This window comes from Desulfobulbus sp. (genome assembly GCF_031547805.1).
Classification (GTDB): Bacteria; Desulfobacterota; Desulfobulbia; order Desulfobulbales; family Desulfobulbaceae; genus Desulfobulbus.
The window spans coordinates 20,512-45,516 of sequence record NZ_JAVBRQ010000016.1; the positions used below are offsets into that span (position 1 = coordinate 20,512).

The 25,005-nt window shown below is 63.5% G+C and carries 23 protein-coding genes; 8 read left to right on the forward strand and 15 right to left on the reverse strand.

The features are described from left to right. Nucleotides 1-10: 10 nt before the first annotated feature. From RMR13_RS05700 to RMR13_RS05730, 7 genes are all read left to right on the forward strand, one after another. Nucleotides 11-1,609: a [FeFe] hydrogenase, group A gene (locus RMR13_RS05700; RefSeq protein ID WP_409070268.1), complete on the forward strand. Its 1,599-nt coding sequence runs from the start codon at nucleotides 11-13 to the stop codon at nucleotides 1,607-1,609. Between the two features lie 21 nt (nucleotides 1,610-1,630). Next, nucleotides 1,631-2,431, forward strand: a complete 801-nt coding sequence (locus RMR13_RS05705) for a 4Fe-4S dicluster domain-containing protein (protein ID WP_310599675.1) — start codon at nucleotides 1,631-1,633, stop codon at nucleotides 2,429-2,431. Then, nucleotides 2,428-3,597: an NrfD/PsrC family molybdoenzyme membrane anchor subunit gene (locus RMR13_RS05710; protein WP_310599676.1), complete on the forward strand. Its 1,170-nt coding sequence runs from the start codon at nucleotides 2,428-2,430 to the stop codon at nucleotides 3,595-3,597. The genes RMR13_RS05705 and RMR13_RS05710 overlap by 4 nt, the downstream gene beginning before the upstream one ends. Before the next feature lie 161 nt (nucleotides 3,598-3,758). Beyond that, nucleotides 3,759-5,192: a [FeFe] hydrogenase H-cluster radical SAM maturase HydG gene (gene hydG / locus RMR13_RS05715; RefSeq protein ID WP_310599677.1), complete on the forward strand. Its 1,434-nt coding sequence runs from the start codon at nucleotides 3,759-3,761 to the stop codon at nucleotides 5,190-5,192. 292 nt (nucleotides 5,193-5,484) lie between these two features. Further along, nucleotides 5,485-5,739 (forward strand): hypothetical protein, encoded by a 255-nt coding sequence (locus RMR13_RS05720; protein ID WP_309413409.1) that lies wholly within the window; start codon nucleotides 5,485-5,487, stop codon nucleotides 5,737-5,739. Nucleotides 5,740-5,975: 236 nt separating this feature from the next. Then, nucleotides 5,976-6,521, forward strand: a complete 546-nt coding sequence (locus RMR13_RS05725; protein WP_310599678.1) for a septation protein A — start codon at nucleotides 5,976-5,978, stop codon at nucleotides 6,519-6,521. Nucleotides 6,522-6,612: 91 nt separating this feature from the next. Beyond that, nucleotides 6,613-7,041, forward strand: coding sequence for a DUF3106 domain-containing protein (locus tag RMR13_RS05730; RefSeq protein ID WP_310599679.1), 429 nt, complete (start codon nucleotides 6,613-6,615; stop codon nucleotides 7,039-7,041). A 39-nt stretch (nucleotides 7,042-7,080) separates the two neighbouring features. On the opposite strand, the gene RMR13_RS05735 is transcribed toward RMR13_RS05730, so the two are convergent. The 5 genes from RMR13_RS05735 to pta form a co-directional block, all read right to left on the reverse strand. Further along, complete coding sequence (locus RMR13_RS05735; RefSeq protein WP_310599680.1) at nucleotides 7,081-8,151, reverse strand: cyclic nucleotide-binding domain-containing protein; 1,071 nt, start codon at nucleotides 8,149-8,151, stop codon at nucleotides 7,081-7,083. A gap of 74 nt (nucleotides 8,152-8,225) precedes the next feature. Beyond that, a complete protein-coding gene (locus tag RMR13_RS05740; RefSeq protein WP_310599681.1) occupies nucleotides 8,226-8,564 on the reverse strand; it encodes a hypothetical protein in 339 nt (112 codons plus the stop codon). Nucleotides 8,565-8,784: 220 nt separating this feature from the next. After that, complete coding sequence (locus RMR13_RS05745; protein ID WP_310599682.1) at nucleotides 8,785-9,726, reverse strand: radical SAM protein; 942 nt, start codon at nucleotides 9,724-9,726, stop codon at nucleotides 8,785-8,787. A 28-nt stretch (nucleotides 9,727-9,754) separates the two neighbouring features. Further along, the gene (locus RMR13_RS05750; RefSeq protein ID WP_310599683.1) at nucleotides 9,755-10,135 is read right to left on the reverse strand and encodes a hypothetical protein; all 381 of its coding nucleotides are present in this window, start codon (nucleotides 10,133-10,135) and stop codon (nucleotides 9,755-9,757) included. 53 nt (nucleotides 10,136-10,188) lie between these two features. Beyond that, the gene (gene pta / locus RMR13_RS05755; RefSeq protein WP_310599684.1) at nucleotides 10,189-12,300 is read right to left on the reverse strand and encodes a phosphate acetyltransferase; all 2,112 of its coding nucleotides are present in this window, start codon (nucleotides 12,298-12,300) and stop codon (nucleotides 10,189-10,191) included. A gap of 593 nt (nucleotides 12,301-12,893) precedes the next feature. Between pta and RMR13_RS05760 the strand changes: the two genes are divergently transcribed. Next, complete coding sequence (locus RMR13_RS05760) at nucleotides 12,894-14,264, forward strand: OFA family MFS transporter (protein ID WP_310599685.1); 1,371 nt, start codon at nucleotides 12,894-12,896, stop codon at nucleotides 14,262-14,264. A gap of 97 nt (nucleotides 14,265-14,361) precedes the next feature. On the opposite strand, the gene RMR13_RS05765 is transcribed toward RMR13_RS05760, so the two are convergent. From RMR13_RS05765 to RMR13_RS05810, 10 genes are all read right to left on the reverse strand, one after another. Further along, nucleotides 14,362-15,168 carry a protein phosphatase 2C domain-containing protein gene (locus tag RMR13_RS05765; RefSeq protein ID WP_310599686.1) on the reverse strand — a complete coding sequence of 269 codons (807 nt, stop codon included), beginning with the start codon at nucleotides 15,166-15,168 and terminating at the stop codon, nucleotides 14,362-14,364. Nucleotides 15,169-15,179: 11 nt separating this feature from the next. Further along, complete coding sequence (locus tag RMR13_RS05770) at nucleotides 15,180-15,746, reverse strand: hypothetical protein (protein ID WP_310599687.1); 567 nt, start codon at nucleotides 15,744-15,746, stop codon at nucleotides 15,180-15,182. A gap of 18 nt (nucleotides 15,747-15,764) precedes the next feature. After that, the gene (locus tag RMR13_RS05775) at nucleotides 15,765-17,177 is read right to left on the reverse strand and encodes a protein kinase domain-containing protein (RefSeq protein WP_310599688.1); all 1,413 of its coding nucleotides are present in this window, start codon (nucleotides 17,175-17,177) and stop codon (nucleotides 15,765-15,767) included. Then, nucleotides 17,174-19,738: an FHA domain-containing protein gene (locus RMR13_RS05780; RefSeq protein WP_310599689.1), complete on the reverse strand. Its 2,565-nt coding sequence runs from the start codon at nucleotides 19,736-19,738 to the stop codon at nucleotides 17,174-17,176. The genes RMR13_RS05775 and RMR13_RS05780 overlap by 4 nt, the downstream gene beginning before the upstream one ends. A gap of 119 nt (nucleotides 19,739-19,857) precedes the next feature. Then, nucleotides 19,858-21,024: a VWA domain-containing protein gene (locus RMR13_RS05785; protein WP_310599690.1), complete on the reverse strand. Its 1,167-nt coding sequence runs from the start codon at nucleotides 21,022-21,024 to the stop codon at nucleotides 19,858-19,860. Nucleotides 21,025-21,066: 42 nt separating this feature from the next. Continuing rightward, entirely contained in the window at nucleotides 21,067-21,447 is a 381-nt protein-coding gene (locus RMR13_RS05790) for a hypothetical protein (RefSeq protein WP_310599691.1), read from the reverse strand. Further along, nucleotides 21,425-22,894, reverse strand: coding sequence for a hypothetical protein (locus RMR13_RS05795; protein ID WP_310599692.1), 1,470 nt, complete (start codon nucleotides 22,892-22,894; stop codon nucleotides 21,425-21,427). Before RMR13_RS05795 ends, RMR13_RS05790 begins: the two co-directional genes overlap by 23 nt. 22 nt (nucleotides 22,895-22,916) lie before the next feature. After that, the gene (locus tag RMR13_RS05800) at nucleotides 22,917-23,243 is read right to left on the reverse strand and encodes a hypothetical protein (RefSeq protein ID WP_310599693.1); all 327 of its coding nucleotides are present in this window, start codon (nucleotides 23,241-23,243) and stop codon (nucleotides 22,917-22,919) included. A gap of 23 nt (nucleotides 23,244-23,266) precedes the next feature. After that, nucleotides 23,267-23,863: a hypothetical protein gene (locus RMR13_RS05805; RefSeq protein WP_310599694.1), complete on the reverse strand. Its 597-nt coding sequence runs from the start codon at nucleotides 23,861-23,863 to the stop codon at nucleotides 23,267-23,269. Between the two features lie 87 nt (nucleotides 23,864-23,950). Beyond that, nucleotides 23,951-24,745: a hypothetical protein gene (locus RMR13_RS05810; RefSeq protein WP_310599695.1), complete on the reverse strand. Its 795-nt coding sequence runs from the start codon at nucleotides 24,743-24,745 to the stop codon at nucleotides 23,951-23,953. Between the last annotated feature and the right edge of the window lie 260 nt (nucleotides 24,746-25,005).

Below are 25,005 nucleotides of genomic sequence, written 5' to 3' on the forward strand. Positions count from 1 at the left end.
TGTGGACGATATGGAGACCAAAAGCAACAAGGGCCTGCCGTGCTCCCGGCGTTTTTTTCTCAAGGGACTGGGAGCGGCCGGCCTGAGCGGTGCCCTGGCAACGCTGTCGGGCTGCAAGGATGCCGGCAAACCCTCCGGCGGCGAAGGGTGGACCCCGCAGCAATACAATGCGCCCGGCTCCTGGCCGGTGCAGGTGCGCGGCCGGGTTCCGATCGATCCCGCCAACCCCTCCATTGTCCGCGACGACCGCAAGTGCATCCTCTGCGGCCAATGCGCCGAGGCCTGCGAGCGCGTGCAGAGCGTCGAAGGGTTCTACGGCTTGCCGATCAAGAACGACATCACCTGCGTCAACTGCGGCCAGTGCGCGCTGTGGTGCCCGACCGGCGCCATCGGCGAGCGCGACGATATCGCCCGGGTGCTGCGGGTCATCGGCGATGCCAAGCTGCATGTGATCGTCCAGACCGCGCCGGCCACCCGCATCGCCATCGGCGAGGAATTCGGCATGCCGGCCGGCTCGATCGTCGAGGGCAAGATGGTAGCGGCCTTGAAGATGCTGGGCTTTGACCGGGTGTTCGACACCAATTTCAGCGCCGACCTGACCATCATGGAGGAAGGCACCGAACTGATCGGCCGGATAAAGGCGGCCGGCGGTCAGCACGATGGCGAGGGCCACGCCCCGACCGCCCTGCCCCAGTTCACCTCCTGTTCGCCGGGGTGGGTCAAGTTCTGCGAGTATTTCTATCCCGACCTGCTGGAGCACATGTCCACCTGCAAGTCGCCGCAGCAGATGCTCGGCTCGGTGGCCAAGACCTATTACGCCAAGAAAAAGGGAATCGATCCCAAGCAGATCGTCAGCGTGTCGATCATGCCCTGCACCGCCAAGAAATTCGAAGCCTCGCGCGGCGAGATGAACAGCGCCGGGGCCTTGGCCGGAAACCCGGAGCTGCGCGACGTCGACTTTGTCCTCACCACCCGCGAACTGGCCCGGATGATCAAGGGAAAAGGCATCGATCTCGCCAATCTCGCCCCCCAGCCCTACGATTCGCTCATGGGCGAGGGCACCGGCGCGGCGGTCATTTTCGCCGCCACCGGCGGGGTGATGGAGGCGGCGGTCCGCTCCGGCTACTACCTGCTGACCGGCCAAAATCCGCCGGATGCGCTCTTGAACCTGACCGCGGTACGCGGGCTGCAGGGGGTGAAGGAGGCGAGCCTCGAGGTGCCGGGATTCGGCGAATTGCGGGTGGCGGTGGCCAGCGGCCTGGGCAACGCCCGCCAACTGCTCGACCAGATTCGGGCCGACAAGCAGGCCGGCCTGCCGCCCCGCTACCATTTCGTCGAGTTCATGGCCTGCCCCGGAGGCTGCATCAGCGGCGGCGGCCAGCCCAAGACCTCGGTGCCCCCCGGCGACTGGGTCCGCAAGGAACGGATCCGGTCGATCTATGCCATCGATGCCACCATCTACAAGAAACGGCTGAGCCACGAGAACAAGGAGGTCATGGACCTGTACGCCGAATATCTGGGGCAGCCCAACGGCGAGCTGGCGCACCGGCTCCTGCACACCACCTACACCGACCGCAGCGGTTCGCTGACCGCGAAGAACAAGGCCTAAGCCGAAGGCGAGGAAACGATTATGTCCAAGGGAGTCCTGGTCGACATGACCAAATGTTTCGGCTGCGGCGCCTGCACGGTGGCCTGCAAGCTGTGGAACGAGAAGAAATACGATGAAGTCAACAAACCCACCTTGGGCGAGGCCGCCCAGCTGGTGGATATCAACTGGACCGTGGTCAGCAAGCACGATGTCACCGACCAAGGCGGCCACGCGGCCTGGCGTTTTGCCAAGAAACAGTGTTTGCACTGCGTCGATCCGGCCTGCGCTTCGTCCTGCCTGGTCGGCGCCCTGCGCAAGACCCCGGAAGGGCCGGTGGTCTATCACCCCGATCTCTGCGTCGGCTGCCGCTACTGCATGGTGGCCTGCCCCTTCAACATTCCCAAGTACGAGTGGGACAAGAGTTTTCCCAAGGTTTCCAAGTGCCAGATGTGCTTCACCCGGGTGGTCGCCGGCGAGCAGCCCGCCTGCATCGCGGTCTGCCCGAACCAGGTGATGCAGTTCGGCGACCGCGACCAATTGGTCAAGGTCGCCCATCAACGGATCGCCGCCCACAAGGGACTCTATATCGACCACGTCTTCGGCGAGACCGAGGTCGGCGGCACGGCTTGGCTCTATCTTTCCGACCAGCCGTTCGACAAGCTCGGTTTCAAGACCGCGGTGCCGCAGGAATCGCTGCCGGCCTACACCTGGCAGATCCTCAGCAAGCTGCCGGCCATTCTCCTGGGCTGGACCGCGATCCTCTCCGGTATCTACTTCATCAACAAACGCCGCAATGCCGCGGCGGAGGGTAAACTCGACCACACGGGAGGACCGCAGGCATGACCATCAACGGCACCAGAATCACCTTTCGCATGACCCCTTTCCGGCTGGTCCTGATCGGCTTTTCCCTGATTTTCGTCGGCATCGTCGCCTATCGCCTGGTCAACGGCCTGCAGATGACCAACCTCACCGACGCCTGGCCCTGGGGGCTGTGGATCTACGTCGATGTCAAGCTGGGCGTGGCCCTGGCCGCCGGCGGCTTCACCACTGCCGGCATCTACTACGTACTCGGAGTGAAAAAGGTCAAATCCGTGGTCAAGCCGGCCATTCTCACCGCCTGGCTCGGCTACTGCCTGGTCGGTTTCGGCCTGCTGATGGATCTGGGCCGCTGGTACGGCTGGTGGCACCCGATCTTCAGCTGGGGCGAGCATTCGGTGATGTTCGAGCTCTACATGTGCGTCTTGCTCTACACCATTGTCCTTACCTGCGAGTTCGCGCCGGTGTTGTTCAAGGGGCTCGGCCTGCGCAAAGTCTCCTCCTTCTTCACCAGGCTGACCGCGCCGCTGGTCATCGGCGGCATCGCCCTATCGACCATGCACCAGAGTTCGCTCGGCTCGATGTACGTCCTGACCCTGGGCAAACTCAACGAGCTGTGGTGGACCATGCTTCTGCCGATTCTCTACTATTCCTCGGCGGTGGCGGTCGGCCCGGCCATGGTCACCTGCGAAACCGCGCTGGCGGGCCGCTTTTTCCGGCACGAGTGGGATGCGCCGGCCATGACCTATCTGGCCAAATGGTCGGGCTATGTCATGACCTTCTACACGGTGCTGCGGGTCGGCGACCTGGCCGTGCGCGGGCAGCTGGCCGCGCTGTTCGCCCTGGACACCGTCAGCGTGATGTGCCTGCTGGAGCTGGGGATCGGCTGCCTGCTGCCGCTCTGGTTTTTCTGGAGCTACAAGCTGCTGGGCCGGGAGATGACCAAGACCATGATCGTGCGCAATGCGGTGCTCATGGTCCTGGGCGTGGCCCTAAACCGGGGCAACGTGGTCTTCACCGGCATGGCCAAGGCGGCCGGGGCCAGCTATTTCCCCTCGGTGGCCGAGCTGTTTCTGACCATGGGGCTAATTTCGGTGGGCATCTTGATCTATCTGTTCATCGTCGAGAATTTCGACGTTTTCCCGGCCCACGACCAGCACGCCGCGTCCGGTCCGGCCCAGGCGCACGGCTGACGGTGCCTTGCCCGGAGCCGAGCCGTCCTCCGGAGCCGTTGCGGCCCTGACGGTATTTGGCCGCGAGCCTTGCCTGCGGGCGGACTCGGGCCTATTGTTTGATTCTATCCTCACCGGCAGGCGGCCATGCTGCTGCCTGCCGGGCCATGGGAGAGCATGCCATGTTGACAGACACTGTGGAAATCGACCAATTCATCCGCCCGGCCGAGATCGAAGCCATTCTCGACCAGGCTGCCGCCGCCCCGGACAGCGCCATCGAGGCGATCCTCGACAAGGCCGCCCGCTTCGAGGGCTTAAGCCACCTCGAGGTGGCGAACCTGCTGAAGATGGACGACCGGCACCTGCCCCGGCTCTACCAGGTGGCCCGATCGATCAAGGAGGCGATTTACGGCAACCGCATCGTCATGTTCGCGCCGCTCTATGTCAGCGATTACTGCGTCAACCGCTGCGCCTACTGCGCCTACAACGAATGCCACAGCTTCAAGCGCCGCCAGCTGACCCAGGACGAGGTCCGCGACGAGATCGTCGAAATCGTCTCCATGGGACACAAGCGGATCGCGCTCGAGGCCGGCGAGGACGACGTCAACTGCCCCATCGACTACATCCTCGACTGCCTGCGCACCATCTACCAGACGCAAGCCGATCTCTCCGGCGAGATCCGGCGGGTCAACGTCAACATCGCCGCGACCACGGTTGAGAACTACAGCAAACTCAAGGAGGTGGGCATCGGCACCTACATCCTTTTCCAGGAAACCTACCACCAGCCGACCTACGAGCGCTTTCACCTGGCCGGGCCGAAACGGGATTACTGGTACCACACCACCGCCTTTGACCGGGCGATGACGGCCGGGATCGACGATGTCGGCGCCGGCGTGCTCTTCGGCCTCCACGATCCCCTGTTCGAGGCCCTGGCCATGGTGATCCACAACGAGCATCTCGAACGAACCTACGGGGTCGGCTTCCACACCATCTCGGTGCCGCGCATCCGGCCGGCCGAGGGGGTGGACTTGAGCGCGGTCTACCCCAACATCCCCGACGACGAAACCTTCAAGAAAATCGTCGCGGTCCTGCGCTTGGCAGTGCCCTACACCGGCATCATCATCTCCACCCGGGAGACCGCCGCCATGCGCAAGGACCTGCTCGACTGCGGCGTCACCCAGATGAGCGCCTGCAGCGCCGTCGGCGTCGGCGGCTACATGGCCGAAAAACGCCGCCGGGAAACCGGCGAGATCGATCCCACCCTGACCGCCCAATTCGCCAAGAACGACGAACGCACGGCCGACGAGATCATTGCCTGGCTGATGTCCGAGGGACTGGTGCCCTCCTGGTGCACCGCCTGCTACCGCTCCGGCCGCACCGGCGACCGTTTCATGGCCCTGGCCAAGAGCGGCCAGATCAAGAACGTCTGCCACCCCAATGCGTTGATGACCCTGTCCGAATACCTGGAGGATTACGCCTCGCCCGAGGTAAAGGCCGTGGGCTATGCCCTGGTGGATCGGGAATTGGAAAAGGTCCCCAAATCCCAGCACCGGGAACAGGCCCGCCGCAACGTCGAGGCGATTCGTAGCGGCAAAACCAGGGATCTGTATCTCTGACCTTTGTTGATGACAGGGGCGGGGCCATCCCGCCCTTGTGCTTTTTTCCCCGCAGCTCTTGCGGTCGCCGGCTGCTGCAGTGGCGCCTGGCGGTCGCGCTCGGCGCGGTTCGCGCCCTTTCCCCCGCGGTTCCATTGACTAGAAAAATCTAACTATGCTCCTGAGTTAGCCTCGCAACGACCAGGAAAACCTATTGCAGTATTTTTGATCGTTGTGTACAGTAAAATTTATGGTTGCAAGGCGAAGTTCTTTCTTTCACCCCCACCTATGTAAGGAGAGGAACCCCATGAGAATGGCAGTGATTCTGATTTCGTCGTTGTTTTTGTGCGCGAGTGCTTTTGCTGCGGAGGATGCTGCGGATTTGGCCAATCGGGCGAAGTTTGAAAAAGAGTGCGCAGCCCAGATTGCCCCCGGCGGCCCCTGCGCCGATGTCGTCAAAGGCGGCGGCGGCAGAAGAGGTTGTGTCGCCAAACCGGAGAACCTTGACAAAGCCACCCCGGCTTGCAAGGCTGTTATCGAAGAATGGCAGGCAATGCAGAAAAAATAATCCTTGAGCGTTATTTCCTGATTTCGACCGACCAAAGCAGTAACAAGGGGCGATTCGTTCGCCCCTTTTTTTATGCCGGCCGCACCGCCTGCAGCCATTATTCCCGATGGCAAAAGCGGGTGAGAATGTTTAAAAGAAGAGGGCGCGTTGCACCCACCCGCAACCTCCGGCAAGGCATCTGATCCGGCTCACTGCCTCCCGCCGTCCGTTCCGCCGTCTTCCCTTGACCTGCATCCATGAAGTTTCTTTTCGATTTTCTTCCGGTCCTGCTTTTTTTCGTCGCCTACAAGCTGTTCGACATCTACGTCGCCACCGGGGTGGCCATCGTGGCCACCCTGGCCCAGAGCGGCTGGCTGTGGATCACCACCCGCAAGGTGGGGACGATGCAGCTGACCACCCTGGCCATCATCCTCGTCTTCGGCGGCCTCACCCTTTTCCTGCGTGACGAGCAATTCATCAAATGGAAGCCCACGGTCATCAACTGGCTGTTCGGCGGCGCCTTTCTGCTCAGCCAGGTGGTGGGCCGGCAAACCGCCATCGAACGCCTGCTGGGAAGCAACCTCACCCTGCCGTCGCCGGTCTGGCGGCGCCTCAACCTGGCCTGGACAACCTTCTTTTTCGTGTTAGGCGGGGTCAACCTCTATGTCATGACCTATTACGACCGCGACACCTGGGTCAATTTCAAGTTGTTCGGCATGCTCGGCCTGACCTTGGTTTTTGTGGTGGTGCAATCGTTTTATCTGTCCAGATACGTGAAGGAATCCGGAGAGGAGAGCGAATAGGGGCGAGATGGTCCAATCGCTTGCGCCTGACGGGCACAACCGGCGGTCAAGAGCCGGGTTCCGGCCCGGAGGAAAATCGGGAAGACAGACAATGGCAACTACTCATCGACAAGGCAGGAAGCGTTGGCTGACAGGCTTGGGGCTGATGCTGGCGCTGCTGCTCGGTTGGGCACCGCTCCTTCAGGCCGGCGCTTTCAAGGATCTCAGCCCCCGGGAGCAACGCATTCTCCAGCCCTTTGCCAAGGAGTGGAACAACCTTGCCCCGGAAGATCGGCAACGGCTGCGCCAGGGGGCCGACCGCTGGCAGAACGCGTCTCCCGAGCAGCGGGCCGAGGCCAAGGATCGTTTCCAGCGCTGGCGCAATCTGTCGCCGGAACAAAGACAGCGGCTGCGGGCCGCCCGGGAGCAGTTGCGGCAGCTCCCGCCGGAGCAGCGGCAAGAGTTGCTGGAACAGTGGCGCGCCCTCTCGCCCGAGCAAAAGGCCCGGTTACGGCAGCAATTTCTCCAGGCCAATCCCTGACAAGGGGCCGGTTTTTCACCTCTTGAGCGCCGGCAGCCCTCAGCTCCGCTGCTCGTCCACCCGCCGCAGCCCTTCCATGATCAAGCCCATGAAGCCGCCGATGACCGGCAGGGTGGATTCCTCGGCCGTAAGTCCGCCGGTGTAGGTGAAATTCCCCTCGCTTTTCGCCAGCAGGGCGAAAAAGGCTTCCTTGCCGGCAAGCTCGCCGTAGCGGGCGTCGATCAGTTCTCCTTCGTGGAAGGTCACGTCAGCGCTGCCGTCGTCGAGGGTCAGCTGGACCTTGCCGGTCTTCTGGCTGGAGTTGATCAGCTGGAACAATTCCACCGGATTGATTTCGGCCAACCGGCCGGTCATGCCCGAACTGATGGTGCCGGCCCGCATGGTGTTGGCCTGGGCCCGCTCCACCAGCATCCGGTAGAAAAAGACCTGCAGCACCGGATAGCGGTTGAGGACATGCTTGAAATCCTTGCTGGAGAGCACGGCCAGGCGGCTCTTTTCCCGGGAATGGATGGAGGTGGTGATCGGCTCGCCGGACAAGAGGCTCATTTCCCCGAAAATTTTGCCCACTCCCATCTCGGACAAGGTCTGCCCCTCGTCGCCGATGACCGCGACCTTGCCCTCGAGCACGATATAGAGGCTGGTTCCCGGCTCCCCTTTCTTGAGCACGACCTTGTTGGCCTCGAACACCTTCAGCTGGAGTTGGGCGGAAAGGTCGCGCAGGCTGTCGTCGTTAAGCGGCTCGAAAATGTCCAGGCCGCGCAGCACGTCGTAGAACCGGTCCAGATGGCGCATCCGCGCCTTCTGTTCGGCCACGGCCAGCAGCTTCATCTGGAGCGTGGCGAAATCCTTTTCCTTCTTGAACTCGAACCGGATCATGCCGCTGCAGCCGCCGCACTCGAATTTGACCCGTTGCGGCCCCATGGGAGAAAAGCGCTGCATGCTTTTCTTCTCGACCAGTGCCTTCAGTAATTCGTTCATCAACACCAGGCAGACGGGCTTGCCTTCGGGACCGGTCAGGGCGTTCTGCTCGACCTTGAATTCCTCGCCGACATTGTAGATCTGGCAAGAACGTTCCTCGGTGATAATGAAGATCGCGTTACGGTATTCCATGATTCTCCGGCAACAGGCCGTCGGACGAGCGGCGGGTCACAACCGTGCCCGGAAGGGTTCCGGGACGGGACCGCTCAATCGGAACGGCCGATGATAAGATAGACGATCAAGCCCAGCATCGCGGCACCGCCGAAAGCAACCGGCAGGATCTTGTTGATCTGCAACTGGCCGTCGATCACCATCCCATGCATGTAAGGCGTCCCCGAGGCATACCAGGCACCCATGAGGAGGGCTAGAATGATCATGTCGCGGAAGGCCTTCTTGTACAGCTGGTAGCCGACCAGGGCGACAAAGGGGATCAAGAACCAGGGGTTGGTGAACAATGCCGGGAAATCTGCGGCCTTGGCCTGTTCCACCAGGTGCGTTTTCTCGACAAACCGGCCGATCGATTCGGCAATGGAGCCAAAATTCATCCTTTTCTCCTTGTTGGGTTGGGAAGATGTCCCGTCGAAGGACGGGAATCACGATGCTTGGTACCACAAAAACCGTCGTGCAAGACGGGCGATGAGCACGCCCGGATGGATTCGACCTACTTGTATGGTAGCAATGGCAATCCGGTTCGTCAAAACGAAATCAACGACTTCCCTGCTTTGACCTTGGCCAAATCACGTATGCCGGGGAACGGGGAACCGCTCACAAGTAAAGCCGCAGCAGCAGCCTGGTGATATCGGGGTTGTCGAGCCGGGTGAGGCCCAGGGTCCGGGCGATCTCCAGGGCGCGGCGGTATTCCTCGCCGGTAAGGGTGCGGTCCAGTTCCGGAAACCGGCCGGCCAGGCCGCAGGGGTGGTACTGGGCCATGATGTTGAGATAACTGGCCGGGGACAGGCTGGCGGCGAGGAAGCGGAGAATCGATTCCGTCTCGGCCAGCAAGCCCGGCATCAACAGGTGACGAATCAGCAGACCGGAGCGGGCGATGCCGTCCGGGCCAATAACCAGGTCGCCGACCTGCCGGTGCATGGCCGCCAGGGCCTCGCGGACCCGGTCCGGGTAATCCGGCGCTTCGGCATAGCGGTCGGCGGTGGCCGATCGCCAGAACTTGACATCCGGCATGTAGATGTCGACCGCGCCGTCCAGCAGGGCCAGGGTTTCGGCACTTTCATAGCCGCCGCAGTTGAAGACGATCGGAATGTCGAGCCCGCCCTCCAGGGCCGGGATCAGGGCCGCCAGAATCTGCGGCACCACATGGCTGGGCGTGACCAGGTTGATGTTGTGGCACCCCATGGCCTGCAATTCGAGCATGGCGGCGGCAAACCCGCGGGCATCGACCTCCTGGCCGGTTTCGTCGCCCTGGCTGATCTCGTAGTTCTGGCAAAAACAGCAGCAGAGGTTGCAGCCGGCAAGGAAAATGGTACCGGAGCCGCCGGTGCCGACCAGGGGCGCCTCCTCGCCGAAATGGGGGCCGTAACTGGCTATTCGCGCCAGGGCGCCGGTGCCGCACCGGCCGGTTTCGCCCGCCAGCCGGTCAACCCGGCAGCAGCGGGGACACAGGGTGCAGCGGGCCAGCCGCCGGTGGGCCTCCTCGGCGCGCTGGCGAAGTTGGCCGCGGGCATGCAGGCCGTGGGCGGCGATGGACATGGCAGCCTCCGGGAAACGGACCGGCGGTTTATTCCCCGTCGCTGTCCATCGCCTGGAGCAGGGCCTCGAGGCCCATGGCCTGGGCCATGGTCAGCAATTCGTCGTGGTGGAAAAAACCGGCCATCAGGGCGACGAATTGGGAGGCGAGGAACAGGGTCTGGGCATTGGTCTCCTGGCCGAGCAACTGGCGGCAGGTGGCCAGGTCGTCGGTTTCCACCGCCGCCAGCAGCTCGTTGAGCCATTCGAGCTGCTCCTCCTCGAAATGGAACTCCGCCATGGCCTGGGCATACATGGCGACGATGGTCGCCCGGTAGTCGTAGACGGTGTCGAGGTCGTCCGCCTCGACCGCGTCCAACACCTGGCGAATTTGGGCCAATACCGCTGTCCTGTCGTCGGCTTCCTTGGTCATGGTCATACCTCCTGCAAAGAATGAAAAGAATGGCGGCCGCCGTTGCCCGGCGCTCAGCGGCCCGAAGGTTGTCGGTCCATCGCCTGGGCCTGGATGGCGGTGATGGCCACGGTGTTGACGATATCCGCCACCAGGCACCCCCGGCTGAGATCGTTGACCGGCTTGTTGAGCCCCTGGAGGATCGGGCCGATGGCCACTGCTCCGGAGGAGCGCTGCACCGCCTTGTAGGTGTTGTTGCCGGTGTTGAGGTCCGGAAAGATGAACACGCTGGCCCGGCCGGCCACCTCGCTCTCCGGCATCTTTTGGCTGCCCACCGCCAGGTCGATGGCCGCGTCGTACTGGAGCGGACCGTCGATTTTCAGCTCGGGCCGGCGCTGGCGGGCCAGCAGCACCGCCGCCCGCACCCGCTCCACATCCTCGCCCTGGCCCGAATCCCCGCTGGAGTAGGACAGCATGGCCACCACCGGATCGATGTCGAACATGGCGGCGGTCTCGGCGGAACGGATGGCGATCTCGGCCAGGTCCTCGCTGGAGGGGTTGGGGTTGACGGCGCAGTCGCCGTAGACCAGAACCTTGGTCTGGAAACACATGAAAAACACGCTGGAAATAACCCGCACCTCCGGCCGGGTGCGGATGATCTGGAACGCCGGCCGCACAGTTTGCTGGGTAGTGTGCACCGCCCCCGACACCATGCCGTCGGCTCGGCCGGTATGGACCATCAACGTGCCGAAGTAGCTGACATCGTTGATGACATCGCGGGCGTAGTCGCGGGTGGCCCCCTTATGCCTGCGCGCCTGGTAGAGGCTTTCGATGAATTCCTCGCGCAGCTCCGAGCCGCGGGGATCGATGATCTGCACGTCCTGGAGCTTGAGTCCCAGGGTGGCGGCCCGGCTGCGGATGATTTTTTCGTCGCCCAGCAAGGTGAGGTCCACCACCTCGCGGGAGCGCAGGATCTCGGCCGCCTGGAGGATGCGCTCGTCGCATCCCTCGGGCAGGACCACGTGCTTGCGGATGCTCCGGGCCCGCTGGAACAGCGAATACTCGAACATCAGCGGCGACATGGTCGCGGACTTGGTCTCGATCACCCGCTGCTCCAGACCGGAGGTGTCGACATGGCTTTCGAACACGCCCAGGGCCCGGTTGATCTTCTGCTCGTTGTGCGGCCGGACCACTCCCTTGATTTCACCGGCCTGCCGGGCCACGCTGAAGGTATCGCCGTCCATCAGGTAGATCGGCAGGGCCAGGCCGCCGATGCCGTCGAGCAGTTTCACCATCGACGGGCTCGGTTCCATGCCGCCGGAAAGGAGCAGGCCGGCCGGCGAGGGATAGTTGCGCGAGGCAATGGCGCCCAGGGTGGCGAAAATGATATCCGGCCGGTCGCCCGCGGTCACCACCAGGTCGTCCTCTTCGAGGAAATCGATGTAGTTGGACGACGACATCGCCGCCACCTTGATGGCATGCACGTCGCGCTGCAGGCTGAAGCAGGGGCCGCTGAAATGGCGGGCGCCGAGCCCCTCGGTGATCTCCTCCATGGTGGGCATGCTGAACCCCGCCATCTCGGGCAAAAAATCGAAGCGGTAGGGCTTGTCGCGGTGCAGGGCGCGGATCTCGGTGGCCGCCGGGGCCAGCAGGCCAGGGTCGATCCGATTGACGAAGATCGCCAGCAGCGGGCATTGGTATTGCTCGTAAATCTTTTCGGCCACGCCGATGTTCTTTTCGATTTCGGCCACGGTGCGGTCGCGGCCGTTGACCACGTGCAGGGTCGGGGAACCCAGCTCCCGGGCAATGCGGATGGAGATGTCGTAGTCGAAGGCATCGGACATGCCCACGATGGTCGGTCCCTCGCACAGGAGGAAATCGCATTTCTTGCGGACTTCGCTGAACTTGCGGACAATTTCGCGGAACAAAAGCCGGTCGTCGCCGCCGGCGATCAGGGCGCGGGCTTCGTCATGGCTGATGCCGGCGATCTCGTCGTACTCGAGCCCGATGTTGTAGCGTTTCTTGATCAGGTTGATGTCGTTGTCGTTGCTGCCGTCGCCCGGCACGATCGGCCGGAAGAAACCGACGCGGTCGATCCGCCGGGACAGGATCTCCATGACCCCCAGGGTGACGACCAGTTTGCCGCTTTCTTTTTCCAGGTTGGCGATGTACAGGCTGTCGGCCATGGCAGACTCCCTTGTTGACGAAAAAAGTACCAACAAAAACAACGAGCCATGATAGTTGACCGAAGCCGGAATGGCAAGAACCGTTGCATGGTTGCAGGTGCTCCATCCATCGCCCCGTCTCCGCCGGGAGACAGTCTTTCGCAACGCTCGCAATAACCCGTTGTTTTCATGGGCGGCATCGTCGGCAGCACAACTCGACGCCTGGCAATCGGCCTGATGCCGGCACCATCATCAATATTTTTTTCTTTCTTTCAAAAAAAATGATTTTTTTGCTTGAATTATGATTCAGCCCGAGGGGGAAACGCCAACATCTTCAGCTTGTTCTGGCTGAATGGCGCATCATTGTTTGGCAAGCTTAAATCACAAATAAAGGAAAAAAGACGAAAAAACGGCCCAAACCCCTTGATTTTGTTCGTTGACAGCACTTTGGAACTCCTTTATAGTCACCGACACGTTGGAAAAACCGGAAAACATCAGGTAACCACAAGATAATTCAGCAAAAAAAGGAGGGGAACGGGAAGCGAAAGCATGGATACGCACATAAAGTAGCTAAGCAGGTCAACTCAACTACAAGATTAAGGGGGAGTGCATAAATGTCAGAGCAAACTACTTTTCCAAGATGGATACCACTGCTTGGAGGTCTTTTAGGCAGCACAACTTGCGGTTTATTGTTGTATGCGTTTAGCGTTTTCATCAAACCTCTCCAGACCCAGTTCGGCTGGTCTGTGACGGATGTCACCCTGGCCTATGCCATCATCTGTCTGGTTTTTGGTTTGGTGACCTTTCCCGCCGGCCGGCTCAGCGATAAGTTCGGTCCGAGAAACGTCGTTCTCATCGGCGGCATTATCATGGCTTTCGGCTTTTTCATGGTCTCCACCATCACCCCTCCGGATCCCGCGGTCGTTGCCGCTGGTGGCGACGCCGCCAAGGCCGCCGGGAGAACCCCGTTGTACCTGCTTTACCTCTACTATGGCGTTATCGCCGGCTTCGGCGGCGGCTGCGTTTACCTGCCACCGATTGCCACGGCGCCCAAATGGTGGCCCGACCGCCGCGCCCTGGCCACCGGTTTCACCGTTGTCGGCCTTGGCCTGGGTTCCTTCATCATGGCCCCGATGGCCACCTGGATGATCAATTCGCCCACCATCGGCAATGGTAGCGCTCTTCCCGTGTTCAAATATGTCGGTATCGCCATGGGTGTCCTGGTCGTCCTGGCCGCCCTTTGCCTGAAGATACCGCCGGTTGGCTGGAAGCCCGCCGGTTGGAATCCGCCCGCTCCCGCCACCGGTGCCGGCGGCCCCAAAGCCTATCGCGACTACACCTACGAAGAGAGCAAGAAAACTCCTCAGTTCTGGCTGCTGTGGCTCGTCTATTTTGGCGGCTCCTTTGCCGGCCTGATGGTCATCAGCCTGATCGCCAAGCACGGCATCGACGCCATGACCCTGGCCTACAAGGCCAAGAATGCCCTTGACGCCGCTGCCCAGATCCCGGCCGAGGAAGCCAAGAAGATCGCCATGGCGGCCTCCATGGCGCCCAGCACCCTGGCGATTTTCAACGCCCTGGTCCGCGTCATGATCGGTCCGCTGGCCGACAAGCTCGGAACCAAGAAGATCTTCATCGCCCTGTTCAGCCTCCAGTTCGTTGCCATGCTGGTGCTCTTCCCGTTCGGCAAGTCCACCGTCCTGCTGGCCGCTGTTTCCGGTCTGATCGGTTGGAACTACGGTGCCATGTTCACCCTGTTCCCGGCCACGACCCTGCAGTACTTCGGGGCCAGCGCCCAGGGTTCCAACTACGGCCTGCTGTTCACCGCCTGGGGCGTTGCCGGTTTCTGCGGCGTCTATGCCGGTGGCTGGCTCAAGGATTTGACCGGATCGTTCATGGTGCCTTTTGCCGTATCGGCTGGCATCCTGGCAGTGTCGGTCCTCATCCTGGCCGCCTTGAAGGCACCTGAGAAGAAGCACGCATAATCGGCCCCACACGGCCCACCAAAAAAGGCGTTCCGGTCTTCCGGAACGCCTTTTTTATTTCGAGAGAACGCTCGCCGGTACCGCGGGCGCAATACGCTCAGGGCTCGATCGTCACGGCAATGGCGGTGATGTTGTCATGCCCGCCGGCCTCGTTGGCCAGCCGGACAAGTCCGTTGACCAGCGTGCCCGGATCGGATGGATTGCTTCCGAGCAAGGCGGCGATCGCCTCGTCGGGCACCATGGCGGTCAACCCGTCGGTGCACAGCAGCAGCACGTCGCCCGGATCGACCTCCACCGCCCGGATCGAGGGCCGCACCTCGGCCTCGGCGCCGATGGCGCGGGTGATCACATGCCGCTGGGGCGATTGCCTCGCCTGGACCTCGGTCAGGGCGCCTTGCTCGCAGAGGGCATGCACCAGGGAATGATCGCTGGTGATCCGGATCAGGCAGCCCCGGTGCCAGCGGTAGATCCGGCTGTCGCCCACATGGGCCGCCAGCACCGAGCGGGCGCCGGCCCAGACCAGGGCCAGGGTGGTGGCCATGGTGTTGCCCAAATCCAGCCGGTACTCGTAGGTATGCCGATTGGCGGCGGCGACGAGGGCCTCAAGCCGGGAAAGCGACGGTTCCCGGCCGTCGGCCGGAAACGGCAGGGCCGACAACTGACGGTGCAGATAGCTCAAGACTGTGCGGCTGGCGACATCCCCGGCGCCCAGGCCGCCCAGGCCGTCGGCCACGGCGAACAGCCCGGCCTCAGGCAGGAGCAGCAGGCCGTCTTCGTTGTTGGCCCGCACCCGGCCGGGATCGGTCAAACCGGCGTATCCCGCCTCCATGCCCGCCAGGCGACAGGTTCCCGGCGACAAGGCCTCCTCCGGCGCGACCGGAGCAAAGCCAACCTGCGTTGCCATGGCAACCATCCTCAGCGCACCGTGAAGGAATGCCGCGCGCTCCGGGTCTTGCCCTGGGCGCCGAGCTGCATGTTCACGGTATATTTCCCGGGTTTCGCCGACGCGGGCACGGCAAAACTCAGGGTATTTTCCCAGGTCCCGTTTTCCTTTTCGCTGGTCTGGTCTTTCAGGACCGCCATTTCCTTGCCGCCGCTGCTCAGCGCGCTCCGTTCCCGGACCTCCACGCCCTTGGCCGCAGCCCCCCTGATGGTGTACCGCAGGACCAGGGTCACCTGTTCGCCGGAGTGCACCTCGGTCGGCACCAGCATGGAACGCTCTATTTTCAGGACCAATCCGTCGGCGGCGGTTGAAGAACTGGCGCGGCGGCGCGGCGATGGTGTGCCGGTGATTTTTCGCGTGGTCTGCTGGATGGAACGACCCAGGTCGTCGAAAAACGATCCAACGGCGTCGAACGCTGTTTGCGGCCCCGCCATGTAGCCGGAGCCGGTGCCGGCCCCGGCGGTGGACACCAGGGGCGCGCATCCGGTCGTCAGGATGAGACCGACAACCAGCAACGAAAAAAGCAATCGGTCTGCCATGGCGCAACCCAAGAGGAATCAGTAGATTTTGCGGGTTCGGTCTTCGGTCACCTGCCACTCTCCGGCCCGAGCCCGGACCGGGGCCGTGGGGCGGGCGGGCGGACCGGCTTCGGCTTGGGGAGCGGCCAAGGCGCTGGCGTCGGTATTTTTCTGCTGACGCATCTGTTCGACCATTTCCAGGGCCGAGACGACTTCCGGCTGCGGCTCAGCCGTGACGGCCGTTGCCACCGGCCGGACAGGTACTGCGGTGGCCGGCGGCGCGATTGCCTCGGCGGTCGGCTGTACCGGGGAAGAGGGCGCAAACAGGAGCAAGCCGCCCACCGCGAGCACAGCCAGGGCAAGAGCGGCATAAGCCAGGCGACGCGGCGTGGGCAGCTGTGCACGTCTCTTTCGCGGCCGTCCCTGGGCCGGATTGAGCACGGTCGCCTCGGGCCGGGGAGGCGTCGAGTTTTCCGTGGCCAGGACCAGCACGGTCGGTTCCGCCTGGGCCGTGTGCGAGGACAGGTCGATCGCTGCCCGATCGAGCCCGTCCAGGGCCGCGGCAAACCCGGCCGCATCCCGGTAACGGTCGGCGGGCTGTTTGGCCAGGGCCGTGGCCAGGATCGGCCGCAATCGCTCCGGCAGATGGGCGGGAAGCGCGGCCAGGGCCGGCGGCAGCACCAGGTGGCCGGAAAAGATCTCGGTCATGGTCCCGGTAAACGGCGGCTGGCCGGCGAGCAATTCGTAGAGAATGACCCCGACCGCGTACAGATCGGTGGCCGGGCAGACCGGACCGAAGGCTTGGGGATCGATCCGTTCGGGCGCCATGTAGGCCGGAGTTCCCGGCCCCTGCACTCCCAGGGTGGTGAGCCGGGTCATGGCCTCGGGCTCCTCGGCCCGGGCGATGCCGAAATCGGTCAGCTTGGCCTGGTAGCGGCCATCCGGCTGCGGGCGGAGGAGGATGTTGGCGGTCTTGATGTCGCGATGAACGATGTCGCGGTCGTGGATGCAGGCCAGGGCCTGCAGGATCTGGCGGACAATGTCCAAGGCCGTGGCCAGCGGCAGGCCACGGGAGTCGGCGGCGGCCAGGCGCGCGGCCAGGGTCTCGCCGTCGATATATTCCATCACCAGGTAGATATGGCCGTTTTCCTCGACCGTGTCGTACAGGGTGACGATATGGGGATGGGTGCCGATGGCCGCCTGCAGACGGCATTCGCGCTTGATCCGGGCCCGGACCTCCTCGCTGCCGCTCAGCTCCGCCCGAATGGTCTTGACCGCCACTTGGCGCGCCAGCACCAGATCGGTGGCCAGGTAGACGCTGCCCATCCCGCCCCCGCCCAGGGGTTGCGACAAACTGTACCGGCCGGCAATCAGGCCGTCGTTGCCGGCAACAACCGGAGGGCAGTTGTCGACGCTCGGATCGACAAGGGTCGGGGCATCGTGCAACATCATCGAGGATCGCGGTATCGGAGTATGCCGGCGCAGCCGAGAAGCCAGAAAACGGATTGGGCCGAAAGGGCCCAAAAGGCACTATAATAAACGTCCCGGCCGAAGTCAAAACCTATCACTTCCCGGACCAGGGCGGGAATCCAGCGGGCGCCTTCGCCCTCAAGCGAGCCGAACAGGGCGGTGCAGGCCATGGCCAGTCCCCATCGGGCCGGCAGCAAGTCGGCCGCCCAGCGCAGGCCGCCGGCCATCCGTCCGTAAAAGTCGGGCCCCAGGCCGCCGGACAGCAGCAACTGGGGCAAGACCACGACAATGGCCAGCATCACCGAAAAGCGCCCGTCGCTGGGATCGGCGGCGCTGAGCAGCAGGCCGATGGCCACCGAACTCCAGGCCACCGCGACCATGACCAGCCAGACCGGCGCGAACGGGAGCTGCCCCAGGACCGGATGCAGCCAGCAGAGCGCGACAAAGACCAGGCATTGCCCGGCGGTCATGGCCAGGCAAAAGGGGAGTTTCGAGCCGAGATACGGCACGATCCGCAAATGCGACATCCGCTCCCGCCGGTAGATGGAACGCTCCGGGGAAATCTCCAGGCAGGCGATCAGGGTGCCGGTGAACACCGCGGTCATGACGATCATCAGCAGCACGCTCATGGGCACCGGCAGATGCCCCACCCCTTCGTGCCGCAGGGCGTGGAGCACGTCCACGGCCGAACGGGAATCGCGCGGGCCGTCCGGAGCCAGCAGTTGCTTGATCAGGATGGAAGTTGCCGGGCCGCCATGGGCCATCGTGGCGGAAATGGCCTCCTTGCGTTCGCGGACCGTCTGGTCCGCCACCACCCCGGCAACGGGCTGCGACAAGGTGACCAGGGCCAGCACCGCCGGCACCAGCAGCAACAGCAACAACCGCCTGCTGGCGGCGAACCGGATTTGCAGGTGGCGCTGCGACAGGATCAGCCAGGAGCGGCACGATTCGGGCAGGGAAAACCGGTGCAGCATCCGCCCCAGGGCGGCGTGCGCCCACTTCCATCCGCATTCCGGCCGCTGTTGCTCGCCGCCGGCGCTCGACCAGGCCCGGCCGGCCGGCGACAGTGCCCGCGCGACATATGTCTGGAAAAAAGGGGAGTTTTCAAAGGAGTCGGCGTAGCGGCCGGCAATCTCCTCCTGCCCGGAGGTCCCCTCTTCGCCGGCAAGCAGCTCGAAGATCCGGGCCGGGTTGTCCAGCGGTTTGTCCTGTTCGCCGAAAAAAACCAGGGCTTCGGCCGGTGGCCCGAAAAATGCCAGCCGTCCCTGGGCGAGTACCGCCACCTTATCGAGCAGGTCCAGATTCGCCAGCACATGGGTGGTGACCACCACCGTGGTGCCTTGGTCGGCCATGCGCCTGAAGTGGCGCATCAGCCGTTCCTCGGTGCAGGGGTCCAGGCCCGAGGTGGGTTCGTCGAGAAAGAGCAGGCCGGGACGGACCAGCAGTTCGGCCCCGATGGACACCCGCTTGCGCTGGCCACCGCTCAGCCGGCAAATCGGAGTCCGGCGCACCGGCTCCAATCCCAGGGTTTCGATGGCGCCGGTGACGATGTCCGCCCGCTGGCCGGGCGCCAGATCGGGTGAAAGCCGCAGCCGGGCAATGTAGTCGAGACTGGCCTCGACGCTTAGTTCGGGATGGAGGATGTCGTCCTGGGGCACATAGCCGATGGCGTTGCGGAACATGGCGGCGGCGGTGTCCAGGTCTGTCCCGTCGAGCAGCACTTGTCCCCGGTCCGGACGGGCGGCGCCGCACAGGGCGGTGAGCAGGGTGGTCTTGCCGGCGCCCGAGGGACCGATGATGCCGACCAATTCCCCGGGCGCGATGGCCAGGGTGATGCGGTCGAGCAGCGCCCGTCCCGTGCCGCCGGCGGCATATCGGCCCAGGCCGAGCCCCTCCAGCCGGAGGGCTTGTCCGTTTTCCCGCCGGCGCACCGCCAGCGAGCCGTCGGCCTCAAGGCGCAGGCGAAACCGGGTCGAGCCGATGACCACCGTGTCGGCCGGCGCCAGCACCGTTCGCCGCACCGCCCTGCCATTGACCCAGGTGCCGTTGAGACTGTGCCGGTCGAGCAGAACCAGGGTGTCGTTTTCGTGAATCAACTCCGCATGACGCCCGCTCACCGTGGGATCGAACGACAGCGGCAGGTCGCTGTCCGGATCGCGGCCGATCGTCCATTGTGGCTGCGCGGCCAGGGCGCAGGCATGTTCCTGGCCGCTGCTGTGGCGCTGAAACCGGAGATGGGGCGTCGCCGTGCCCAGGCCGATCAGATCGCCGTCGTGCAGCAAGACACGGCGGTCGATCCGGCGGCCGTTGACGAAAACGCCGTTGGTCGAATCGAGATCCTCCAGGCAAAAGGTGGCCGCATCCCGGGTGCCGATCCTGAGATGGCGGCGCGACACCGTGGCACCGGTTACCACCACCTCGCAGCACAAGCCGTCCCGGCCGACGAGCGCGCCACCGGCGTCGAGCCGATATTCCCGGCGAACGCAGCCGGTGGCCAGCGCCACCAGGAAGGCGGCGCCCTCCTCGGTCATGGCCTCGGGCATGGTGCGGGCCCCGGGGACGCGGACAAACCGCGACAGCCTCCGGCCGCCGAAACGGCGGGGAGGCTGGGCGGCTGTTGCAACGGATGCCGGGCAACCCGGCGGGGCGGCCCCACGGCGCTTCAGTTCCTGGATCCGGCCGGTGGGGCGCTTGCCGGCGCGTAGGGATTTTTCAGATACAATTCCTCATCCTTGCCCAAGGCCGGAATAGCTTTGTCGACCTTGGCCTGGGCCTCGAGGATACGGGGAAAGGTCGGCGGTTCGATGGCCTCGAAAAAGGAGGAATCGTAGTACATGATGCCGCTGCCCGTGGGATACTCCACCCCCACCTTGACGTTGTGCTTGCCGCCGTCCACCGGGACATAGGCCCGGAAGGTGAGCACGTAGTCGCTTTGCATGACGTGCTGGATATCCTCGATGCTGCGGGTGATGGTCTCATAGCCGCCGCCGACGGGATAGTACTTGCCGAAGGAATTTTTCACCAGTGCCTGGAGATTGCGCTGGTCCCTGCCCTCGCCGCCGGTGAAGCCCAGGGCGTAGATCGGGGTCGGGATCTTGAGGCTGGAAATCCTGGTCATCAGGTCCGAGCGGCTGATGGCGCTGTCGTCGTCCCGGCCGCTGCCGAGAATGACGATCGAGCTGGAGACCACGTACTCGACCTCGCTCGACGAATCGCCGCCCATGGCGGTGGCGGCCAGCTGCATGGCGGCACCCACGCCGTCGTAGAGGCGGGTCTTGTCGGCGCGCGGCTGGAGATCGGCCAGACGGCGGCCGAGATTCGAAGGCTCGCGGTCGAAATTGGAGAGCACCGTGTAGCCCTCGGCGCTGTTGTCCAAGGCCAGCAGCGCCACCTGATCCTGGGGCCGCTTGGCGTCGATGAACCGGGCGGCGGCCCTGACCATGGCCTCGAAGTCGGCCCCTTTCAGCGCCTTGTTGGTGTCGAGCACCAGGATGGAGCGGGTTGCCTCCTCCCGCCCGCGCAGGGGCTGGATCAAGTACTGCCGCTTGCGGGGATCGTAGGCCCTGCCCTCCACCATCATGCCGATGTTGAGCACGTTGAGATTGACCAGGGGGTTCATCTCCTGGTCGAAGGTCCGCATGTAGACGTGCACGAAGGGATACAGTCCGGACTCGACGCGGAAAATTTTCAAGCCGTACCCCTGAAGGCTGGACGATCCGGACGCGGCATGGCCGAGATTGGATGCCAGCACCGCCATGAGCACCAGCGCCAGGATGATCAACTCCTCCGCCACCGACCGCAATCCGTTCCACCACTTCATCTTCGCCATTTCCTGCTCCTTTAAGTCACATCCGCATGAATGCGTTCGTTTTTACATCTGTTGAAAGGGTTTGCCAAGGTGATTGACACTCTTGCCGCCCGGACCCTTGCCCGAACTGTAGACCAGCTTGGTCGTGCCGGTGGCGGTGTCGACCACGAAGACGCCGTGGACGCCGCCCGACTCCCAAGTGGCGATCTGATAGCGGCCGGCTCCGGCATGGCCCCCGGCGTATCCCCCGGTATGGACCGGGGCTGGAGGCGGGGACATGGAGGGTGGCATGGGCAGCACCCGGTCGACGGGCGGTTCCGGGACAGGGATCGACAGGACAGGACCGTCGCCATGGACCGCTCCCAGGAGCAGGCCGACCAGCGCGACGGCCAGGGCGCCGATCGCCATTCCCCGGACAAGACTACTCGGCTGTCTGTCGTTCATTGATCAGCGCCTCCGCCGCGGATTTCGTTCCCAGGATCGGCTGGGCGCGCACCACCTGGGCCATGCCGTCCGTCTCGTTTTGCCGGCCGGCGTTCGGTTGGCCGGCAACGACCGGCGCGCTCTTCTTCACCGGTGCCGGCTGGCTGCCGTGCGCCACCGCGGCTGGGCCGCTGGCCGCCCGTTCGGTTGCCGGCTTTTCCTTTTTCGGCGCTGGTTTTTCCTGTTTCTGCTCGGCCACCTTGGCCGGGACGGCCTCGGTTTTGGCCGCCTTTTTCGCCGGGGCCGGAGCGGCCGCCACCCGTTCCGTCGGCACCTCGCCTTCCAGTGCCCGCGCCAGCATCTCGCGGCGGTTGGCCACCTGGTCCATGTTGTCGCCCAGCGAACTCCACAGCTCCACATACAGCTCGGTGTCGGCCGCATTGCGGGCGCCGGGCTTGAAATTGGCCAACGCCGCCTGGGTCCGGCTGTCCATTTGACCGGTGACCGGCACGTTGTACCCCTTGAGGTACAGGCAGGTCTGCATTTCGCCGATCTTTTCGCTCTGGCTCAGGTTACGGAAATCCTGGCGGATCTTGTCCAGCACCACCTGGTCGGGCTTCATCTCGGGAATCAGCTTCCAATAAGGCAGATAAAGATACTTGCCCACGATCTGCAGGACACTGGTCTGCACCAGCAGGCGGATGGCCGCATGCCGGCCCTGGATCTTCTTGACCGTGCCCTTGAGGCCGAAGGTCGGCCCGAAGATGGTGAACCCCAACTCCTTGTCCGCGGCCGCCTTGTAGACGTTGATGGTGTTGACGGTCTGCATCCGGGCCACCCCGGCCATGGTCTGAAAATCGAGCAGGTTGAAATCCAGGGTGATCCGCGCCAGACTTTCCTTGTCTTCCTGGTTGTAGTCCACCGAGATGATGTCGCCCGGCACCCAGGACTGGTTGACGTTGAAGGGTTTGGTGGTGACGCCGAAATCGGTGTTGCTGCCCCTGCTTTCCAGGCCGCGGTCAAACTCGGTAATGCCGCCGGACAGGACGATATCCGGAATGAGCTTGCCCTGGAAATTGGAATAGCCGGTGACCATCTGGTTGTTGATGTATACCGGGCTGTAGGGAATGTAGACCACGTTGCCGCCGATGGCGTTGAGGGCGCTCTTGGTCATCTCGGTGATGTCGCGCGGTATTTCGCCATAGCCGAAGGTGGACAGTCCGGTGAAGTCGGTGATGTCCTTGCCCTGGATCAGCACCCGTTTGCCGTAGATCTGGGTCATTCTGCCCAAGTCGGCCAGGGGCTTGTCGAAACTGGTCTCCTTGACCATGGGCATGTCCGCGGGCAAGTCGACATCCACCTGGCGGGGATCGAGCTTGGCGCAGGCCGACAGACTCAGGACCAACAGGGCCAGCAGGAGGCCCAGCCCCCTGCGGACCCGAAAGATGTTGTGGTGTGCGTCCGGCATGATGTGTGCGTCCTTGGCCGTCTTACTTGGCGATGACGGTCTTATCGCCCTTGGAATCGTCGATGATGATGATGTCGCCGTTGATCTGCGCGCCCGCGTCGAGGATGACGCTGTTGAGCGAGCCGCCGTCGGAAAGCACCACATCGTTCGCACCCGATCGGGCCTTGCTCCGGGCGCGTTGGGAGAGGTAGGAGAAATTCCTGCTCGGGCTGCCGAGTTCGCCGTACTGGAGGCTGCTCTCGTCGGCCTCGATCCCGTCGTTGAAATCGTCGGCACGAACGGGAGCCGCCAGGGCGAGCCATCCGCCCATCAGGGCCACCAGCATCAAGATTGCGGTCGTCGTGCGCATGGTCTTTCTCCTCCCCTTCCGGTTCACTGGGCCACCACCGAATCGATGGCCACGCTGGAATTGTTGCCCGACATCGACACCGAGACATTGCCCAGGTCGGCCCTGGTGGTGACATCGCCCCGCTGGGCGCCGTTCATCTGGACCGAACCGATGTTGAGCCGGTTGTCGTTGCCGTCGATCACCCCGGTCAGGGCCTGGCCGGTCACCTCGGAGCTCACCTTGCCGGCCCGGGCGTTGACCATCTGCACCGAGGCGATGTTCGAGGTGTTGTTGTTGCCCTGGACGTTATTGGCGATGGAATCGACCTTGACGGTGTTGCTCACCTGATTCGCCACGGCGTTTTGCATCTGCACCGAGGCGCTGTTGACCGTGTTGCGGTTGCCGGTGGCCGAGGCGGACACGGTCCCGTTGGCCCGGACCTTGTTGGTCACTTCCCGGACCGTGCTGCCGGAAAGGTTGATGGACGCCGCATTGGCGGTGTTGTTGCTGCCCTTGGTCCGGGCGGAGTAGGAGCCGCCCTGGAGCCGGTTTTCCGCGCGGATGCCGAGCAGATCGGCGCAGTGGCCGAACGCCGGTATCGCCAGCAGGACTGCCATGGCAAGGAGTTGTATCGGTTTCATATTCGTTCTCCGTGAAGCGATTCGAGCCCCGGGTTCGGGGGTCCCCCCGCCTTCGCCGTCGCCGGCTCGGGCAGGGGGGAGAGGAACTCAGTTGATGGCGATGGAGCCGGCGTTGGCCATGTTGTTGTTGCCGCCGTTCACCGTGGACGAGATGTCGCCGGTGTTCTCGACCTCGTTGACCACCCGGCCCTTGACCGCCATGGAACCGCCCATGGAGATGGAGGCGGCGTTGGCCTGGTTATTGTTGCCGCCCTTGATGGTACTGGAAATCGCACCGGCGGTGTTGACCCGGTTGATAACCGCATCGGCGGTCTGAGTCGAGCCGCTCATCGAGATGGAGGCGGCGTTGGCGATATTGTTGTTGCCGCCCTTGATGGTGCTGGAAATCGCGCCGGCCCGCTTGATTTCGTTGCGGATTTCCGCCTTGCCGCCCTGTTGGGCCTTTTCTTGCTCCTGGGTGGTGGTGGCAGCCGTGCTGTCGTCCGTGGCGTTGTTGTCCGTCGTGGAGGCGGTGGCATCGGTATCCGTGGCGGTGGTGCTATCGTCGTCGTTGTTGTTGGTGGTGTTAGTATTGGTGGAGGTGTTGTCGTTGGTGTTGCTGCCGCTGTTTTTGTTGGTGTTGCCGGTGGCGGTCGAAGTCTGGGTCGCCGGGGCCGAGGCCGTGGCGTTGGTGGTCTGGGTGGTGGTGGACGAGGTGTTGACGGTGATGATGTTGGTGTTGTTGAACGGCTGGGTGCCGAAGGTGTTGTGGTGGATGGTCCCACCCTTGGGCTTGATGTGGCGGAACGATTTGCTCAAGGAGGTGTCGTCGGAATCGGCGTGGGCCATGCCGATGGACAGGGCGAAAACGATGGCGGTGGTGGAGATGGTTTTTTTCAGCATAATGGCTCCTCTTTCACTGGGGTGGATATCGTTGAACACGACGCATTGTCTGTTGGCAGGGTAGAGCAAAGGGGATGCCAACAACGACCTTGGCCGTTTTTCCGGTGAAACATGCTGAATAAATTCATCTTTTTCAGAGTGCTCCGATGACGGGCCCGTTCGGATGCGACGGCAGCCGTCCGCACCGGGGCCTTGATCAGGCCGCCTTTGTTCGAAAATCGGACACAGCTTGCGCGTCCAAAAGGATAATTACTTGAAAT

Excerpts from the sequence above, each read along its gene's own strand:
- RMR13_RS05790 (WP_310599691.1), bottom strand. The coding sequence starts at position 21,447 with ATGAACGACAGACAGCCGAGTAGTCTTGTCCGGGGAATGGCGATCGGC.
- RMR13_RS05750 (WP_310599683.1), bottom strand. The coding sequence starts at position 10,135 with ATGACCAAGGAAGCCGACGACAGGACAGCGGTATTGGCCCAAATTCGC.
- RMR13_RS05710 (WP_310599676.1), top strand. The coding sequence starts at position 2,428 with ATGACCATCAACGGCACCAGAATCACCTTTCGCATGACCCCTTTCCGG.
- hydG (WP_310599677.1), top strand. The coding sequence starts at position 3,759 with ATGTTGACAGACACTGTGGAAATCGACCAATTCATCCGCCCGGCCGAG.
- RMR13_RS05740 (WP_310599681.1), bottom strand. The coding sequence starts at position 8,564 with ATGAATTTTGGCTCCATTGCCGAATCGATCGGCCGGTTTGTCGAGAAA.
- RMR13_RS05705 (WP_310599675.1), top strand. The coding sequence starts at position 1,631 with ATGTCCAAGGGAGTCCTGGTCGACATGACCAAATGTTTCGGCTGCGGC.
- RMR13_RS05800 (WP_310599693.1), bottom strand. The coding sequence starts at position 23,243 with ATGCGCACGACGACCGCAATCTTGATGCTGGTGGCCCTGATGGGCGGA.
- pta (WP_310599684.1), bottom strand. The coding sequence starts at position 12,300 with ATGGCCGACAGCCTGTACATCGCCAACCTGGAAAAAGAAAGCGGCAAA.
- RMR13_RS05765 (WP_310599686.1), bottom strand. The coding sequence starts at position 15,168 with ATGGCAACGCAGGTTGGCTTTGCTCCGGTCGCGCCGGAGGAGGCCTTG.
- RMR13_RS05795 (WP_310599692.1), bottom strand. The coding sequence starts at position 22,894 with ATGCCGGACGCACACCACAACATCTTTCGGGTCCGCAGGGGGCTGGGC.
- RMR13_RS05805 (WP_310599694.1), bottom strand. The coding sequence starts at position 23,863 with ATGAAACCGATACAACTCCTTGCCATGGCAGTCCTGCTGGCGATACCG.
- RMR13_RS05775 (WP_310599688.1), bottom strand. The coding sequence starts at position 17,177 with ATGATGTTGCACGATGCCCCGACCCTTGTCGATCCGAGCGTCGACAAC.
- RMR13_RS05785 (WP_310599690.1), bottom strand. The coding sequence starts at position 21,024 with ATGGCGAAGATGAAGTGGTGGAACGGATTGCGGTCGGTGGCGGAGGAG.
- RMR13_RS05770 (WP_310599687.1), bottom strand. The coding sequence starts at position 15,746 with ATGGCAGACCGATTGCTTTTTTCGTTGCTGGTTGTCGGTCTCATCCTG.
- RMR13_RS05730 (WP_310599679.1), top strand. The coding sequence starts at position 6,613 with ATGGCAACTACTCATCGACAAGGCAGGAAGCGTTGGCTGACAGGCTTG.
- RMR13_RS05700 (WP_409070268.1), top strand. The coding sequence starts at position 11 with ATGGAGACCAAAAGCAACAAGGGCCTGCCGTGCTCCCGGCGTTTTTTT.
- RMR13_RS05810 (WP_310599695.1), bottom strand. The coding sequence starts at position 24,745 with ATGCTGAAAAAAACCATCTCCACCACCGCCATCGTTTTCGCCCTGTCC.
- RMR13_RS05720 (WP_309413409.1), top strand. The coding sequence starts at position 5,485 with ATGGCAGTGATTCTGATTTCGTCGTTGTTTTTGTGCGCGAGTGCTTTT.
- RMR13_RS05725 (WP_310599678.1), top strand. The coding sequence starts at position 5,976 with ATGAAGTTTCTTTTCGATTTTCTTCCGGTCCTGCTTTTTTTCGTCGCC.
- RMR13_RS05745 (WP_310599682.1), bottom strand. The coding sequence starts at position 9,726 with ATGTCCATCGCCGCCCACGGCCTGCATGCCCGCGGCCAACTTCGCCAG.
- RMR13_RS05760 (WP_310599685.1), top strand. The coding sequence starts at position 12,894 with ATGTCAGAGCAAACTACTTTTCCAAGATGGATACCACTGCTTGGAGGT.
- RMR13_RS05735 (WP_310599680.1), bottom strand. The coding sequence starts at position 8,151 with ATGGAATACCGTAACGCGATCTTCATTATCACCGAGGAACGTTCTTGC.
- RMR13_RS05780 (WP_310599689.1), bottom strand. The coding sequence starts at position 19,738 with ATGCCCGAGGCCATGACCGAGGAGGGCGCCGCCTTCCTGGTGGCGCTG.